At 68.5% G+C, this 15,569-nt stretch carries 16 protein-coding genes; 7 read left to right on the top strand and 9 right to left on the bottom strand.

Annotated elements, in window-relative coordinates:
- On the bottom strand, nt 1-1,563 hold the full coding sequence (locus AC5LXX_RS13230) for a class I adenylate-forming enzyme family protein (RefSeq protein WP_493409727.1): 1,563 nt from the start codon (nt 1,561-1,563) through the stop codon (nt 1-3).
- Nucleotides 1,564-1,826: 263 nt separating this feature from the next.
- Here AC5LXX_RS13230 and ybaK point away from each other — a divergent pair, with 263 nt between their 5' ends.
- Together ybaK and plsY are read left to right on the top strand one after the other, a co-directional pair.
- The gene (ybaK, locus tag AC5LXX_RS13225) at nt 1,827-2,318 is read left to right on the top strand and encodes a Cys-tRNA(Pro) deacylase (protein WP_124456378.1); all 492 of its coding nucleotides are present in this window, start codon (nt 1,827-1,829) and stop codon (nt 2,316-2,318) included.
- Nucleotides 2,319-2,434: 116 nt separating this feature from the next.
- Nucleotides 2,435-3,073 (top strand): glycerol-3-phosphate 1-O-acyltransferase PlsY, encoded by a 639-nt coding sequence (gene plsY, locus AC5LXX_RS13220; protein WP_493409726.1) that lies wholly within the window; start codon nt 2,435-2,437, stop codon nt 3,071-3,073.
- 79 nt (nt 3,074-3,152) lie between these two features.
- Here the strand turns inward: plsY and AC5LXX_RS13215 are convergent, their stop codons facing one another.
- Complete coding sequence (locus AC5LXX_RS13215; RefSeq protein ID WP_006482217.1) at nt 3,153-3,638, bottom strand: YajQ family cyclic di-GMP-binding protein; 486 nt, start codon at nt 3,636-3,638, stop codon at nt 3,153-3,155.
- Between the two features lie 138 nt (nt 3,639-3,776).
- Here AC5LXX_RS13215 and murB point away from each other — a divergent pair, with 138 nt between their 5' ends.
- Nucleotides 3,777-4,826: a UDP-N-acetylmuramate dehydrogenase gene (gene murB / locus AC5LXX_RS13210; RefSeq protein ID WP_493409725.1), complete on the top strand. Its 1,050-nt coding sequence runs from the start codon at nt 3,777-3,779 to the stop codon at nt 4,824-4,826.
- Between the two features lie 88 nt (nt 4,827-4,914).
- On the opposite strand, the gene argF is transcribed toward murB, so the two are convergent.
- A complete protein-coding gene (gene argF, locus AC5LXX_RS13205; protein ID WP_124456375.1) occupies nt 4,915-5,844 on the bottom strand; it encodes an ornithine carbamoyltransferase in 930 nt (309 codons plus the stop codon).
- Nucleotides 5,845-6,257: 413 nt separating this feature from the next.
- Between argF and AC5LXX_RS13200 the strand changes: the two genes are divergently transcribed.
- Nucleotides 6,258-6,578, top strand: coding sequence for a DUF3579 domain-containing protein (locus AC5LXX_RS13200; protein ID WP_124456374.1), 321 nt, complete (start codon nt 6,258-6,260; stop codon nt 6,576-6,578).
- Between the two features lie 155 nt (nt 6,579-6,733).
- Here the strand turns inward: AC5LXX_RS13200 and rpsT are convergent, their stop codons facing one another.
- A complete protein-coding gene (rpsT, locus tag AC5LXX_RS13195) occupies nt 6,734-7,006 on the bottom strand; it encodes a 30S ribosomal protein S20 (protein ID WP_006482211.1) in 273 nt (90 codons plus the stop codon).
- 304 nt (nt 7,007-7,310) lie between these two features.
- On the opposite strand from rpsT, the gene murJ reads away from it, so the two are divergent.
- Both murJ and AC5LXX_RS13185 read left to right on the top strand, forming a co-directional pair.
- A complete protein-coding gene (gene murJ, locus AC5LXX_RS13190; RefSeq protein WP_124456373.1) occupies nt 7,311-8,861 on the top strand; it encodes a murein biosynthesis integral membrane protein MurJ in 1,551 nt (516 codons plus the stop codon).
- 8 nt (nt 8,862-8,869) lie between these two features.
- Nucleotides 8,870-9,712, top strand: a complete 843-nt coding sequence (locus tag AC5LXX_RS13185) for a SirB1 family protein (protein ID WP_060313760.1) — start codon at nt 8,870-8,872, stop codon at nt 9,710-9,712.
- 67 nt (nt 9,713-9,779) lie between these two features.
- On the opposite strand, the gene AC5LXX_RS13180 is transcribed toward AC5LXX_RS13185, so the two are convergent.
- The 5 genes from AC5LXX_RS13180 to lpxK all read right to left on the bottom strand — a co-directional run bounded on the left by AC5LXX_RS13180 (nt 9,780) and on the right by lpxK (nt 13,701).
- Entirely contained in the window at nt 9,780-10,538 is a 759-nt protein-coding gene (locus tag AC5LXX_RS13180) for an SDR family NAD(P)-dependent oxidoreductase (protein ID WP_124456372.1), read from the bottom strand.
- A 196-nt stretch (nt 10,539-10,734) separates the two neighbouring features.
- Nucleotides 10,735-11,397, bottom strand: a complete 663-nt coding sequence (gene adk, locus AC5LXX_RS13175; protein WP_124456371.1) for an adenylate kinase — start codon at nt 11,395-11,397, stop codon at nt 10,735-10,737.
- 208 nt (nt 11,398-11,605) lie between these two features.
- Nucleotides 11,606-12,397 carry a 3-deoxy-manno-octulosonate cytidylyltransferase gene (kdsB, locus tag AC5LXX_RS13170; RefSeq protein ID WP_059233379.1) on the bottom strand — a complete coding sequence of 264 codons (792 nt, stop codon included), beginning with the start codon at nt 12,395-12,397 and terminating at the stop codon, nt 11,606-11,608.
- A gap of 100 nt (nt 12,398-12,497) precedes the next feature.
- On the bottom strand, nt 12,498-12,692 hold the full coding sequence (locus AC5LXX_RS13165; protein WP_006482216.1) for a Trm112 family protein: 195 nt from the start codon (nt 12,690-12,692) through the stop codon (nt 12,498-12,500).
- The gene (lpxK, locus tag AC5LXX_RS13160; protein WP_124456370.1) at nt 12,673-13,701 is read right to left on the bottom strand and encodes a tetraacyldisaccharide 4'-kinase; all 1,029 of its coding nucleotides are present in this window, start codon (nt 13,699-13,701) and stop codon (nt 12,673-12,675) included. The genes AC5LXX_RS13165 and lpxK overlap by 20 nt, the downstream gene beginning before the upstream one ends.
- A 449-nt stretch (nt 13,702-14,150) precedes the next feature.
- On the opposite strand from lpxK, the gene xseA reads away from it, so the two are divergent.
- Nucleotides 14,151-15,533 carry an exodeoxyribonuclease VII large subunit gene (gene xseA / locus AC5LXX_RS13155; RefSeq protein ID WP_493409724.1) on the top strand — a complete coding sequence of 461 codons (1,383 nt, stop codon included), beginning with the start codon at nt 14,151-14,153 and terminating at the stop codon, nt 15,531-15,533.
- The last annotated feature ends 36 nt before the right edge of the window (nt 15,534-15,569 follow it).

Here is a 15,569-nt window from a genome sequence, read left to right as displayed (position 1 = left end):
TCAGACCAGCTCGCGCAGCTTGTGCTTCAGCACCTTGCCGGTGGAGGCGGCCGGCAGCGCGTCGAGCACGCGGATGTGCGCCGGGCGCTTGTAAGGCGTGAGCCGCTCCGCGCACCACGCGTGCAACGCGGCTTCGTCCGCGGTCGCGCCCGGCACCAGCTCGACGAACGCGAGCACCTCCTCGTTGCCTTCGACCGGGCGGCCGATCACGGCCGCCTGCACGACGTCCGGATGCGCGTTCAGCACCTGCTCGACTTCCACCGGGTACACGTTGAAGCCCGAGCGGATGATCAGCTCCTTGCTGCGGCCCGCGATCGTCACCGCGCCGTCGGCTTCCTGCCGTGCGAGATCGCCGGTGCTCAGCCAGCCGTCCGGCGACACGGCCGCGCGCGTCGCGTCGGCGTTGCGGTAATAGCCGAGCATCACGTTCGGCCCGCGCACGCGGATCTCGCCGACTTCGCCCGGCGGCACGTCGGTGCCGTCCGGCGCGACGATCCGCATGTCGACACCCGGAATCGGCACGCCGACCGAGCTGTCGGCGCGCGGCGCGTCGAGCGGCGTCTGCGTGATCGTCGGGCTGCTTTCGGTCATCCCGTAGCCGTTGTGCAGCGGCACGCCGTACTGGCGCTCGACGCGTGCCTTCAGGTTCGCGTCGAGCGGCGAGCCGCCCGAATACGCGAAGCGCAGGCGCGGCGCGTGCCACGCGTGGCCGTGCGTGTGCAGGTGTTCGAGCAGCTTCGCGTGCATCGCGGGCACGCCCTGGAAGATCGTCACGCCTTCTTCGGCGAGCGCGATGCGCACGGCTTCCGGCGAGAAGCGCGGCGCAAGCCGCAGCGTCGCGCCCGCGTACAGGCTGCCGAGGCAGACCGACGCGAGCCCGTACACGTGCGACACGGGCAGCACCGTGTAGACGACGTCGTCGGGCGACACGCGGCGCAGCGTGCTCGACGTGGCCGCGATGAACAGCAGGTTGCGGTGCGACAGCATCACGCCTTTCGGCGTACCCGTCGTGCCGGTCGTGTAGATCAGCGCCGCACATTGCGCGGCGCCGTCGGCGGCGACCGGTTCGGTGGGCGCGTTCGCGTCGACGCGATACGACCACGCGCCGATGTCGACCGGCAGCGCGCCGGCGGGCGTCGCGCCGAGCCGCGCGGCATGCGCGCGCGCGTCGGGCGATGCGTCGATCGTGAACACGACCAGCTTCGGGCGCGCGTGCGCGGCGATCGCATCGAGTTCGCCGGCCGACAGCCGCGCGTTCGACACGAGCGCCCACGCGTCGACGCGGGCGGCCGCGAACAGCAGCACGATTTGCGCGACGCAGTTTTCGGCGACGATCATCACGCGGTCGCCGCCCTGCACGCCGAGGCTCGCGAGCCGCGCGGCCGCCGCATCGACGGCCTGCGCCAGCTCGCCGTACGACAGGCGGCGCGCATCTTCGATCAGCGCCGGATGCGCGGGCGCCTGCGCGGCCCAGCGCGCGGGCACGTCGGCGATGCGGCGCGGCAGCGCGGCGAGCAGGGCGTCGACGTCGAGCGACTCGGACGAACGGATGGGCGAGGGCATGGCGTCTCCAGAAAAGGGGGCCGGGCGGCGGCTTCACGATGTTTGCGAACGATCGTGCCATGACGGCGCACGCGCCACAATCGGCCAATCGGGCAATAGCACTTCGCGATGTCCGCAATGATGACGGGCGGAATCGTGGCGGTGGTGGCGGCGGCCCGGGCGGCCGTCCGGCGGAAAACGGGCCGCGAGTATACCGCCGGCCCGCCCGCCGACCCGCGCACGTGGCCGCCCGCCTGCCGGTCGTTCGCCATTAAAATGCCGCCATGAGCAAATCCAGACACGTGTCCGAAACCCCCGCGACCCAGCTGTTGCGCCGCCACGGCGTGACGTTCGGCGAGCATCCGTACGACTACGTCGAGCACGGCGGCACCGGCGAATCGGCGCGCCAGCTCGGCGCGGACGAGCACTGCGTCGTGAAGACGCTCGTGATGGAAGACGAGCACGCGAAGCCGCTGATCGTGCTGATGCACGGCGATCGCACCGTATCGACGAAGAACCTCGCGCGGCAGATCGGCGCGAAGCGCGTCGAGCCGTGCAAGCCGGAGGTCGCGAACCGCCATTCGGGCTATCTCGTCGGCGGCACGTCGCCGTTCGGCACGCGCAAGACGATGCCCGTCTACGTCGAGGCGACGATCCTCGAATTGCCGACGATCTACCTGAACGGCGGCCGCCGCGGCTACCTCGTCAGCCTCGCGCCGGCGGTGCTCGTGTCGCTGCTCGGCGCGCAGCCCGTGCAGTGCGCGAGCGTCGACTGAGGGTTTCACCTTCGTGGCACCCCGCGCCCGTTCGGTAGAATGGGCGCCGTTTCGGCCTGCCGGTTTGCCTGGCACGGCCGTCCCTTCACCGATACGTTGAAAGAAGAGTCCTCCGCATGCAGATCCTGCTCGCCGCCCTCGTTGCCTACCTGATCGGTTCGGTGTCGTTCGCCGTCGTCGTCAGTTCCGCGATGGGCCTGGCCGACCCGCGTTCGTACGGGTCGAAGAATCCCGGCGCGACCAACGTGCTGCGCAGCGGCAACAAGAAGGCCGCGATCTTGACGCTCGTCGGCGATGCATTCAAGGGCTGGATTGCCGTCTGGCTCGCGCGGCGCCTGGGCCTGCCCGACGTCGCGGTCGCGTGGGTCGCGATCGCCGTGTTCCTTGGCCACCTGTATCCGGTGTTCTTCCGCTTCCAGGGCGGCAAGGGCGTCGCGACGGCCGCCGGCGTGCTGCTCGCCGTGCACCCGGTGCTCGGGCTCGCGACGGCGCTGACCTGGCTGATCGTCGCGTTCTTCTTCCGCTACTCGTCGCTCGCGGCGCTGGTGGCGGCCGCGTTCGCGCCGGTGTTCGACGTGTTCCTGTTCGGCACGGGCCACAACCCGGTCGCGTGGGCCGTGCTCGCGATGAGCGTGCTGCTCGTGTGGCGTCACCGCGGCAACATTTCGAAGCTGCTCGCGGGGCAGGAAAGCCGGATCGGCGACAAGAAGAAGGCGGCCGCGGACGGCGGCGCGCAGGACGGCGGGAAAGCCTGAGAAAGCGCGGCGTCTGCCGCGCGCCGGGCGCGCCGCGTGTGCGGGGCCCGGCGGGATGACGCGACGGATCGGCTGGCGATCAGTCGCGGAAGTTGTTGAAGTCGAGCGGCGTGTCGGTGACGTCCTTGCGCAGCATCGCGATCGTGCTCTGCAGGTCGTCGCGCTTCGTGCCCGAAATGCGCACCGCATCGCCCTGGATGCTCGCTTGCACCTTGATCTTGCTGTCCTTCACGAGGCGCACGATCTTTTTCGCGAGATCGCCCGTCACGCCCTTCTTCACGGTGACGATCTGCTTGACCTTGTCGCCGCCGATCTTCTCGACCTTGCCGTAGTCGAGGAAGCGCACGTCGACGTTGCGCTTGGCCAGCTTGCCGATCAGCACGTCCTTGACCTGGCCGAGCTTGAAATCGTCGTCGGCGAACAGCGTCAGCTCGCGTTCCTTCTGCTCGACGCGCGCGTCGGAGCCCTTGAAGTCGAAGCGCGTCGAAATTTCCTTGTTCGACTGCTCGATGGCGTTCTTCACTTCGATCATGTTCGCTTCGGAAACGACGTCGAACGATGGCATGGCATTCTCCCTTGAGATGCGGGCACCCGGCTCGCGCGCGGGCACTCGCTATAATTGCGGACTGTTTGCCATTTTACCGATGCCCCTCCGTTTGCCCAAGGCCGGCCGTCCGCCGGCCCTGGGCCGACGTGACCGCGAATGCCGATGCCTCCTGACGATTCCACCCTGTCGCTGCTTCCCGACCATCCGCTCGCCGCGCACAACACGTTCGGCATTGCCGCGAACGCGCGCTTTGCCGCGCGCATCACGCAGGCGTCGCAGTTCGAGGCGCTGCACCGCGATCCGCGCGTCGCGAACCTGCCGCAGCTCGTGCTCGGCGGCGGCAGCAACGTCGTGTTCACGCGCGATTTCGACGGCGTCGTGCTGCTCGACGAGATCGCCGGCCGCCGCGTCGTGCGCGAGGACGACGACGCGTGGTACGTCGAGGCTGGCGGCGGCGAGAACTGGCACGCGTTCGTCGCGTGGACGCTCGAGCACGGGATGCCGGGCCTCGAGAACCTCGCGCTGATTCCCGGCACCGTCGGCGCCGCGCCGATCCAGAACATCGGCGCGTACGGCCTCGAGATGAAGGCGTATTTCGACTCGCTGGTCGCGGTCGAGCTGGCGACGGGGCGCAGCGAGCGCTTCGACGCCGCGCGCTGCGCGTTCGGCTACCGCGACAGCTTCTTCAAGCGGGAAGGGCGCGGCCGGTTCGCGATCGTGTCGGTGACGTTCCGGCTGCCGAAGCAATGGACGCCGCGGCTCGGCTACGCGGACGTCACGCGTGAGCTCGACGCACGGGGCATCGCGCCCGATGCGGCGACGCCGCGCGATGTGTTCGACGCGGTCGTCGCGATCCGCCGCGCGAAGCTGCCCGATCCGCTCGTGCTCGGCAACGCGGGCAGTTTCTTCAAGAATCCGGTGATCGACGCCGCGCAGTTCGACGCGCTGCGCGCCCGCGCACCCGAGGTCGTGTCGTATCCGCAGCCGGACGGGCACGTGAAGCTGGCGGCCGGCTGGCTGATCGACCGCTGCGGCTGGAAGGGCCGCGCGCTCGGTGCGGCGGCCGTGCACGACCGCCAGGCGCTCGTGCTCGTCAATCGCGGCGGCGCGACGGGCGCCGACGTGCTGGCGCTGGCGCAGGCGATCCAGGCCGACGTGCATGCGCACTTCGGTGTCGAGCTGGAGGCGGAGCCGGTCTGCCTGTAACGCGCGTCCCGCGCCGCTTTCCGCGCGCCCAAGCAAAAAGCGCCGATCGTCGATCGGCGCTTTTTTTACGCGAGTGCGTTCCGGCGCGTCAGTGCTTGAGGCGGCCGAGCAGCAGGAACTCCATCAGCGCCTTCTGCACGTGCAGGCGGTTTTCCGCTTCGTCCCACACGACGCTCTGCGGGCCGTCGATCACGCCGGCCGTCACTTCCTCGCCGCGGTGAGCGGGCAGGCAGTGCATAAAGAGCGCGTCCGGGTTCGCATGGCCCATCATTTCCTCGTCGACGCACCAGTCGGCAAACGCCTGCTTGCGCGCCTCGTTCTCGGCTTCGAAGCCCATGCTCGTCCACACGTCGGTGGTGACGAGGTCGGCGCCCCTGCAGGCTTCGTTCGGATCGTCGAACACCTCGTAGAACGGCGCGCTGCCGGGCGACACGAGCTTCATGTCGAGTGCATAGCCGGGCGGCGTGGACAGGCGCAGCTTGAAGCCGAGGATCTGCGCGGCTTCGATCCACGTGTAGAGCATGTTGTTCGCGTCGCCGACCCAGGCGACGGTCTTGCCGGCGATCGGGCCGCGGTGCTCGTAGTACGTGAAGATGTCGGCGAGCACCTGGCACGGGTGGTAATCGTTCGTCAGGCCGTTGATCACCGGCACGCGGGAGTTTTCCGCGAAGCGTGTGATGACGTCCTGCTCGAACGTGCGGATCATGATGATGTCGACCATCCGCGAGATGACCTGCGCGGAATCCTCGACGGGTTCGCCGCGGCCGAGCTGCGTGTCGCGCGTGCTCATGAAGACGGCGTGGCCGCCGAGCTGGAAGATCCCGGCCTCGAACGACAGGCGCGTGCGCGTCGAGCTCTTCTCGAAGATCATCGCGAGCGTGCGGTCGTGCAGCGGGTGATAGGTCTCGTAGTTCTTGAACTTGCGCTTCAGGATACCCGTGCGTTCGAGCACGTACTCGTAGTCTTCCAGCGAGAAATCCTTGAACTGCAGGTAGTGACGAATGGTTTTGGCGGTCATGAAGCGAAATACGGCGGGTTTCACCCGGCAGCGAAGCCGGACGGCGCCGCCGTCGGGTGTGGATAACTCAAAGCAGCATAAAGGATTTTCTGTGCTTTGACGAGCCGTCGAACGAAACGGGGCACGATCGGGGCGGGCAGCGCACGGCACGGGAAGGCGGCCGTCGGGACGACGCGCGATGGCGCGCTGCGGTATAATTCGAAAGTTTTCTCCAGCCCGGCAGGCAAGGCTTTTCGCGCTCTGCCGGACACAAGCCGTGCGCTGCACAAATCCGGTGCAGTTTACCGGCGGCGCGCATCGACGTCCCGTTTTCGGGATACCGGAATGCTTGTGCCGCCGTCCGTTCCAGCTTTGTGTTCGCGTATCCAGGCGCCGTTGCCTGGACATCGCCGGGCCGTCACTTGGGTAACCACATGGCTGAAACCCCTCCGACCGAATTCTTCATCCAGGGCATCACGAAAGAAGGGAAAAAGTTTCGCCCGAGCGACTGGTCGGAGCGTCTGGCCGGTGTGATGGCCTGCTTCGGGCCGGGGGCGAGCGGGCCGAATGCGCGTCTCAAGTATTCGCTGTACGTGCGCCCGACGATGCTCGGCGACCTGAAATGCGTGATCCTCGATTCGCGGTTGCGCGACATCGAACCGATGGCTTTCGATTTCGTGCTGAATTTCGCGAAGGACAACAACCTCGTCGTCACCGAGGCGTGCGAATTGCCGGATTACAACACGAAGAAGTGATGCTGACGGGCGAGGGCGCATGCAGCGCCTGCCCTGGCAAGTGCCGTTGCCACCCCGCATGATGCGCGGGCGACAGGCAACAAAAAAGCCCGCCTAGGCGGGCTTTTTCGTGATCGCAGGAAACAGGAACGCCCGCGCGAGCGGGCGCACCGGATTTACGCTGCTGCCTGCAGGCCCTTGACGGCTGCGGCCAGGCGGCTCTTGCTGCGAGCGGCCTTGTTCTTGTGAACGATCTTCTTGTCGGCGATCGTGTCGATCGTCTTCACGGCAGCCTTGAACAGCTCGGCAGCCTTTGCTTGGTCGCCGGCTTCAACAGCCTTGCGAACCGACTTGATCGCGGTACGGAATTTCGAGCGCAGCGCCGAGTTGTGCGAGTTTGCCTTCGCGGCCTGGCGGGCGCGCTTGCGTGCTTGTGCGGAGTTAGCCATGACGGTTCCTTATCCTGTCCTGTTTCCAGAGCTTGGAGCCTGACGGCCAAGCGCTGCTTTTCGATCCGTCCCCTGAGAACGATTGCCCAGGGGCGCATAAAAAAACGGTGATTTTAACCGAGGCAGGGACATGAAAACGGCAGCTGCCGTGCATGTACGAGCCCAGAAACCGGCGATTATAGCAACAAAATCAAGCGAGTGGCAAGTTCGAAGTGACATCCGCCGGACGGGGCGCCGGCGGCGTGCGCGCTTTTCGGCATCGGCCGCTGGCCGGGTCGCGCAACGTCCGTATAATAAGCGCCCCATGAATCTATTCCGAGCCCTGCTGACGGTCAGCGGCTTCACGCTGCTGTCGCGCGTGACCGGACTGGCCCGCGAGACGCTGATCGCCCGTGCGTTCGGCGCCAGTCAATACACCGACGCGTTCTACGTCGCCTTCCGCATTCCAAACCTGCTGCGCCGCCTGTCCGCCGAAGGCGCGTTCTCGCAGGCGTTCGTGCCGATCCTCGCCGAGTTCAAGAACCAGCAGGGGCACGATGCGACGAAGGCGCTCGTCGACGCGATGTCCACCGTGCTCGCGTGGGCGCTTGCCGTGCTGTCGGTCCTCGGCATCGCCGGCGCGTCGTGGGTCGTGTTCGCGGTCGCGTCCGGCCTGCACACCGATGGCCAGGCGTTCCCGCTCGCGGTCACGATGACGCAGATCATGTTCCCGTACATCGTGTTCATTTCGCTGACGACGCTCGCGTCCGGCGTGCTCAACACGTACAAGAGCTTCTCGCTGCCCGCGTTCGCGCCGGTGCTGCTCAACGTCGCGTTCATTGCCGCGGCCGTGTTCGTCGCGCCGCACCTGAAGGTGCCGGTCTACGCGCTCGCATGGGCCGTCATCGTCGGCGGCGTGCTGCAGTTCCTCGTGCAGCTGCCGGGGCTGAAGAAGATCGACATGGTGCCGCTGATCGGCCTGAACCCGCTGCGCGCGCTGCGCCACCCGGGCGTGAAGCGCGTGCTCGCGAAGATGGTGCCCGCCACGTTCGCGGTGTCGGTCGCGCAGCTGTCGCTGATCATCAACACCAACATTGCGTCGCGGCTCGGGCAGGGCGCCGTGTCGTGGATCAACTACGCCGACCGCCTGATGGAATTCCCGACGGCGCTGCTCGGCGTCGCGCTCGGCACGATCCTGCTGCCGAGCCTGTCGAAGGCGCACGTCGACGCCGATTCGCACGAATATTCGGCGCTGCTCGACTGGGGGCTGCGCGTCACGTTCCTGCTCGCGGCGCCGAGCGCGCTCGCGCTGTTCTTCTTCGCGACGCCGCTCACCGCGACGCTGTTCAACTACGGCAAGTTCGACGCGCATACCGTCACGATGGTCGCGCGCGCGCTCGCCACCTACGGGATCGGCCTCGTCGGCATCATCCTGATCAAGATCCTCGCGCCGGGCTTCTATGCGAAGCAGGACATCAAGACGCCCGTGAAGATCGCGATCGGCGTGCTGATCGTCACGCAGCTCTCGAACTACGTGTTCGTGCCGCTGATCGGCCACGCGGGCCTCACGCTGAGCATCGGCGTCGGCGCGTGCCTGAACTCGCTGCTGCTGTTCCTCGGGCTGCGCAAGCGCGGCATCTACCAGCCGTCGCCGGGCTGGCTGCGCTTCTTCGTGCAGCTCGTCGGCGCGGCGCTCGTGCTCGCGGGCCTGATGCATTGGTGCGCGATCAACTTCGACTGGACCGGGATGCGCACGCAGCCGCTCGACCGCATTGCGCTGATGGCGGCGTGCCTCGTGCTGTTCGCTGCACTATATTTCGGTATGTTGTGGGTGATGGGCTTCAAATACGCTTACTTCAGAAGGCGCGCCAAGTGACGACCGCAATGACCCGCGTCCTCGACTACTTCAGCACGCTCGTGGCGGACGACGACAGTCTGCCCGTCACGGAAGCCGCGCTGTCGCTGGCGCAGGACGCGTATCCCGACCTCGACCTGCAGGGCACGCTGGCCGAGCTCGACATGCTGGCGGCGCGGCTGCGCCGGCGGCTCGCCGACGATGCGGACCTGAAGGGCCGCGTCGCCGCGCTGAACGACTTCTTCTTCCGCGAACTCGGCTTCGCGTGCAATCACAACGATTACTACGACCCCGATAACAGCCACCTGAACGCGGTGCTGAAGCGGCGGCGGGGGATTCCGATCTCGCTGTCGGTGCTGTACCTGGAGCTCGCCGAGCAGATCGGCGTGCCGGCGCGCGGCGTGTCGTTCCCCGGCCATTTCCTGCTGCGCGTGACGCTGCCGGACGGCGACCTGATCATTGATCCGACCAACGGCCATTCGCTGTCCGAAGCCGAGATGGTCGAGATGCTCGAGCCGTACGTCGCGCGTGCGGCGGGGGCGGTCGACAGCGCGTTGCGCGCGCTGCTGCAACCGGCGACGAGCCGCGAGATCATCGCGCGGATGCTGCGCAACCTGAAGACGATCTATCTGCAGACGGAACGCTGGCAGCGGCTGCTCGCGGTACAGCAGCGGCTCGTGATCCTGTTGCCCGAGCAACTCGACGAGGTGCGCGACCGCGGCTTCGCGTATGCGCGGCTCGATTACCTGCGCCCCGCGCTCGAGGATCTCGAGCAGTATCTCGGCGAGCGGCCGGAGGCGGAAGATGCGACCGTCGTCGAGTCGCAGGTGAGCGAATTGCGCCAGCGGATGCAGCGCGACGGCGAGGATTGAGCCGCAGCGCGGCTGCCTGAGCCCGTAACGAAAACGCCCGCATCGCGGGCGTTTTTTCATGCGCGGCTTACTTCGGCTGCATCCGGATCGCGCCGTCGAGGCGGATCACTTCGCCGTTGAGCATCGGATTCTCGACGATCTGGCGCACCAGCATCGCGTACTCGGCCGGTTTGCCGAGCCGCGGCGGGAACGGCACCATCGCGCCGAGCGCGTCCTGCACGTCCTGCGGCATGCCGAGCAGCATCGGCGTCTCGAACAGGCCGGGCGCGATCGTCATCACGCGGATCCCGCTGCGCGCCAGGTCGCGTGCGATCGGCAGCGTCATGCCCGCGACGCCGGCCTTCGACGCCGCATAGGCGGCCTGGCCGATCTGGCCGTCGAAGGCGGCGACCGACGCGGTGCTGACGATCACGCCGCGCTCGCCTTCCGCGGTCGGCGCGGTCGCGGCCATCGCGGCGGCTGCGAGCCGGATCATGTTGAACGTGCCGACCAGGTTGACGTTGATCGTCCTTGCGAACACGTCGAGCGGGTGCGCGCCGTCCTTGCCGACGGTTTTCGCGGCCGGCGCGATGCCCGCGCAGTTCACGAGGCCGCGCAGCGTGCCCGCGCGCGTCGCCGTGTCGACGGCCGCGTGCGCGTCGGCTTCGCTCGACACGTCGCAGCGTACGAATGCGCCGCCCAGCTCGGTCGCGAGCGCGGTGCCCGCCGCTTCGTTCAGGTCGGCGAGCACGACCGTGCCGCCAGCCTGCGCGAGCATCCGCGCGGTGCCGGCGCCGAGGCCCGATGCACCGCCCGTGATCAGAAACACGTTGCCGCGAATGTCCATGACTGTCTCCAGGGTTCTGTCCGATGCCGATCGGGCAGTCGGAAAGCCGGTGCGCCGCGAGAGCGGGGCGCGAATCCGAGCGATTGTACGGGGCGTCGTCACGCGAAGGCGATACCCGCACGGCCGTGCGCATCCCCATCGGGCGAAAAAAAAGCCGCCCGGAAAGGGCGGCTTCTGCGAGGGCGAGACGCGCTGCTTACTTCAGTGCGTCAAACGCGCGCTCGCGAATTTCCTCGACCGCGCCGAGACCCGAGATCTTGCGATACTGCGGGGCCTTCAGGCCGTTTTCCTCGCCGCGCTGCGCCCAGTCGCCGTAGTACGTGATCAGCGGCTTGGTTTGCGCTTCGTACACTTCGAGACGCTTCTTGACGGTTTCTTCCTTGTCGTCGTCGCGCTGGATCAGCGGCTCGCCCGTCACGTCGTCATGGCCTTCGACCTTCGGCGGGTTGAACTTGACGTGGTACGTGCGGCCCGAGGCCGGATGCGTGCGGCGGCCGCTCATGCGCTCGATGATTTCCGAGAACGGGACGTCGATCTCGAGCACGTAGTCGATCGCGACGCCGGCGTCCTTCATCGCGTCAGCCTGCGCGATCGTGCGCGGGAAACCGTCGAACAGATAGCCGTTCGCGCAGTCGGATTCCTTCAGGCGTTCCTTGACGAGGCCGATGATCAGCGCGTCCGGCACGAGCTTGCCGGCGTCCATGTAGCCCTTCGCCTCGACGCCGAGCGGCGTGCCGGCCTTCACGGCCGCGCGCAGCATGTCGCCCGTCGAGATTTGCGGGATGCCGAACTTTTCCTTGATGAAGTTTGCCTGGGTGCCCTTTCCCGCGCCGGGCGCGCCCAACAGGATCAAACGCATGGTGATATCTCCAAGTATGTAGATTCGTGTGGCGAGCCTCGAAGGCGTCGGCGACAGCGGGCGCGGGGCTTGCCTGGCGCGCGGCGGACCGGTCTGATGCGGCGCGTCGACTTGGGCGACGCGCGGCTGCCGGCAGGGCCGCGGGCGGGGTCAAGCGAGGACGCGCTGGTCGCGGACGGCTCGCACAATCGCCTGATTATGCCACGGGTTATTTTGAACCCGGCTGAAAAAGGGCCTGCACGCGCGCGAGATCGGCAGGCGTGTCGATCCCGGCTTCGGGTGCGGATTCGGTGATCAGCACTGCGATGCGCTCGCCGTGCCACAGCGCGCGCAGCTGTTCGAGCTGCTCGGCCTGCTCGATCGGCGCCTGCGCGAGCGACGGATACGTGCGCAGGAAACGCGCGCGATAGGCATAGAGGCCGATGTGCCGGTAGACCGGGAAAGCCGGTGCTGGCATGGCCGCGACGTCCGGCCAGTGCGGCTGGTACGCATCCCGGCTCCACGGAATCGGCGCGCGCGAGAAGTACAGCGCGACGCTTTGCGCGTCGAGCGCGACCTTCACGACGTTCGGGTTGAACACGTCGGCCGCGTCGTGGATCGGGTGGGCGGCAGTCGCGATCGCGCACGCCGGATGCGCGGCGAGGTGCGACGCTACGTCGCGCACGAGCACGGGGTCGATCAGCGGCTCGTCGCCCTGCACGTTGACGACGACGGTGTCGTCGCTCCACCCGAACGCCGCCGCGACTTCCGCGAGCCGGTCGGTGCCGGACGGATGGTCGGCACGCGTGAGCACCGCTTCGAAGCCGTGATCGCGCGCCGCGTCGAGCACGCTCTGCGCGTCGGAGGCGACGAGCACCTGCTGCGCGCCCGCTTCGCGCGCGCGCTCGGCGACGCGCACGACCATCGGCTTGCCGCCGAGATCGGCGAGCGGCTTGTTCGGAAGGCGCGTCGACGCGAGCCGGGCGGGAATGACGGCGATGAAGGGTTGCGGGTGAGTCATCGGGGTGAGCGGTGAGAAGAACGGGGCAGGCGGCGCGTCCGGAGCCGGTCGGCCGGCAGGGTTCGTCACCCCGGCCGGGGCCGGGGTGGCGTCGGGCGGCTTAGCGGCCGGCCGGATCGACCGGCGTGCCTTCGACGGTCTGGCGCGCTTCGTCGACGAGCATCACGGGGATGCCGTCGCGGATCGGGTACGCGAGCTTGTCCGCGTTGCAGATCAGCTCCTGCGCGGCGCGGTCGTAGTGGAGCGGGCCTTTGCAGATAGGGCACACAATGATTTCAAGCAGGCGAGCGTCCACGGAGTTTCTCCACAACGAGGGCAATGAGGCGAGGGTCGAGCGCGGCTTCGACGGGGACCACCCACAGTCGAGCGTCGCGCCAGGAAGCGCCCAATTTTACTGCATCCTTCTCGGTGATCAGGATTGCGTCGACGGCGTCGTCGACGAACGGATTGTCGGCGAACGCGTAATGGTCGGGCAGCGCGCGCGTCGCCGGCGCGAGACCGGCCGCGCGCAGCGTCGCGAAGAAGCGTTCCGGCGCGCCGATGCCGGCCGCGGCGAGCACGCGCTCGTGCGCGAACTGCGACAGCGGGCGGCGCAGCGCGGGCTGGTCGAGGTGCCACGCGGCGCCCGGCGTCAGCGCCAGCGCGTAGGTGTCGGGCCACGGCGGCAGCGCGCCGCTGTACGGATCGTTGACGAGCGTGGCGTCGCGGTGCCGCGACAGCGGCTCGCGCAGCGGCCCGGCCGGCAGCAGGAAGCCGTTGCCGCCGAGCCGGTGGTCGAACACGACGAGCTCGACCGTGCGTGCGAGGCGGTAGTGCTGGAGGCCGTCGTCGCTGACGATCACGTCGACGTCCGGATGCGCGGCGCGCAGCGCCTGCGCGGCCGCGACGCGGTCGGGGCAAACCCAGACGGGCGCGTCGGTGCGGCGCGCGATCAGCAGCGGTTCGTCGCCGCCGACGCTGGCGCGCGACGCGGGCGTGACGGCGGTCGGCGCCTTCACGTTCGCGCCGTAGCCGCGCGACACGACGCCCGGCGTGAAGCCGGCCGCGCGCAGCGCGTCGACGAGCGCGATCACGGTCGGCGTCTTGCCGGTGCCGCCGACGGTCACGTTGCCGACCACGACGACGGGCACGCCGACGTCGACCGGTCGTTTCCACCCCTGCGTGTAGGCGGTGCGCCGCAGCGCCGCGCACAGGCCGAACACGCAGGCGAACGGCGTGAGCGCCCAGGCGAGCGCGCCGCGCCGCTGCCATTCGCGTGTCAGGCGCGCTTCGAGCCGCGCGAGCGGGCCGCCGGGCGCGCTCATCGGGCCGGGCGCGGCGCGTCGTGCGCCGCGGCGTGGGACGGATTCGTCAAGGCGGATTCTCCGTTGGGCGGCACATGCCGCGGGGTCTGCGGAAGGCGGCACTCTAGCGCGCCGCACGCGGGCGCGGCAAGCGCGACCGGCCAATGCTGCCCGCGGGGCCGGATCGCGGCTGCCTGTGGATAACTCTGTGAAAAACTCCTCGGTCGATTGCGTCAAACGCCCGTCCGGCGGGCATCGAATCGGATGAGAATCATTTCGAAAGGTTTAAAAAATTATAAAAATCAATGTGTTACGAAGAATCGTCTGGGTTTTTTTGCGGTTTCCAGGCGTTTTAGGCGGACGAATGCCAGAGTGTGGACACCTTCCGCGCGCGGCGGCGAATGCGGCGGCGCTGGACGTCGCGCGCGGGTCGGACTATCGTGACGCCGCCAGCATTCATCCAATCGTCCATGCTTTCCGACTCTCCTTTTTCCGCACCCGGCGCGACGCGCGGCGGCGACGAAGTGATTCCCGTTTCGGCGCTCAATCGCGCGATTTCGACGATGCTCGAGCGCTCGTTTCCGCTGCTGTGGATTGCGGGCGAAGTCTCGAATTTCACGCGCGCCGCGAGCGGCCACTGGTATTTCTCGATCAAGGACCAGCAGGCGCAGATGCGCTGCGTGATGTTCCGCGGCCGTGCGCAGTACGCGGAATTCACGCCGCGCGAAGGCGACCGCATCGAGGTGCGCGCGGTCGTCACGATGTACGAGCCGCGCGGCGAAGTGCAGCTGAACGTCGAAGCCGTGCGGCGCACCGGGCAGGGGCGCCTGTACGAGGCGTTCCTGCGGCTGAAGGCGCAACTCGAAGGCGAGGGCCTGTTCGCCCCCGAGCGCAAGCGGCCGCTGCCGGCCCACCCGCGCGCGATCGGCATCGTCACGTCGCTGCAGGCCGCCGCGCTGCGCGACGTGCTGACCACGCTCGCGCGGCGCGCGCCGCACATTCCGGTGATCGTCTATCCGGCGCCCGTGCAGGGCGCCGGTTCCGCCGAAAAACTGGTCGCGGCCGTCGAGGCCGCGAATGCGCGCCGTGAGGTCGACGTGCTGCTCGTCTGTCGCGGCGGCGGCTCGATCGAGGATCTGTGGTCGTTCAACGACGAAGCGCTGGCGCGCGCGATCGCGGCGAGCGAATTGCCGGTCGTCAGCGGAGTCGGGCACGAAACCGATTTCACGATCGCGGACTTCGCGGCCGACGTGCGCGCGCCAACGCCCACCGGCGCGGCCGAGCTCGCGAGCCCGCAGCGTGCGCTGCTGCTGCGCGAGGTCGACGAGCGCCAGCGTGCGCTCGCGCGCGGTATGGCGCGCCGGCTCGAACAGCGCGCGCAGCAGCTCGACTGGCTCGCGCGCCGGCTCGTGAGCCCGGCCGAGCGGCTCCAGCGGCAGCGCACGCACGTCGAGCAGCTCGCGGTGCGGCTCGCGTCGGCGGCGTCGCGGCCGGTGCGCGACGCACGTGCGCGCTTCGCGCTGGCGCAACTGCGCTGGCAGCGCGCGCGGCCCGATGCGTCGCAGGCGCGCCAGGCGCTCGCGGGGCTGTCGCAGCGTCTCGTCATTGCATTGCAGCGCCGTCATGAACGCGACACGGCGCGCGTGTCAGCCTGTGCGGCACGGCTCGAGGTGCTGAGCCCGCAGCGCACGCTCGAGCGCGGCTATGCGGCACTGATCGATGCGCAGACGGGCCGTGCGGTGCGTGCGCCGAACGCGCTGAAACCGCAGCGGCGCCTGACCGTGCATCTGGCCGAAGGCTCGGCCGACGTGTCGCTCGCCGACGTGCAGCCGCGGCTGACCGATACGATCTGACGTAACGGCGGCAAGCGGGGCGAAGGCTGCTGCAAC

The organism is Burkholderia torrens (assembly GCF_984668525.1).
The sequence above is the reverse complement of the archived record's forward strand: the minus strand, read 5'-3'. Positions and strand labels throughout refer to the sequence as shown.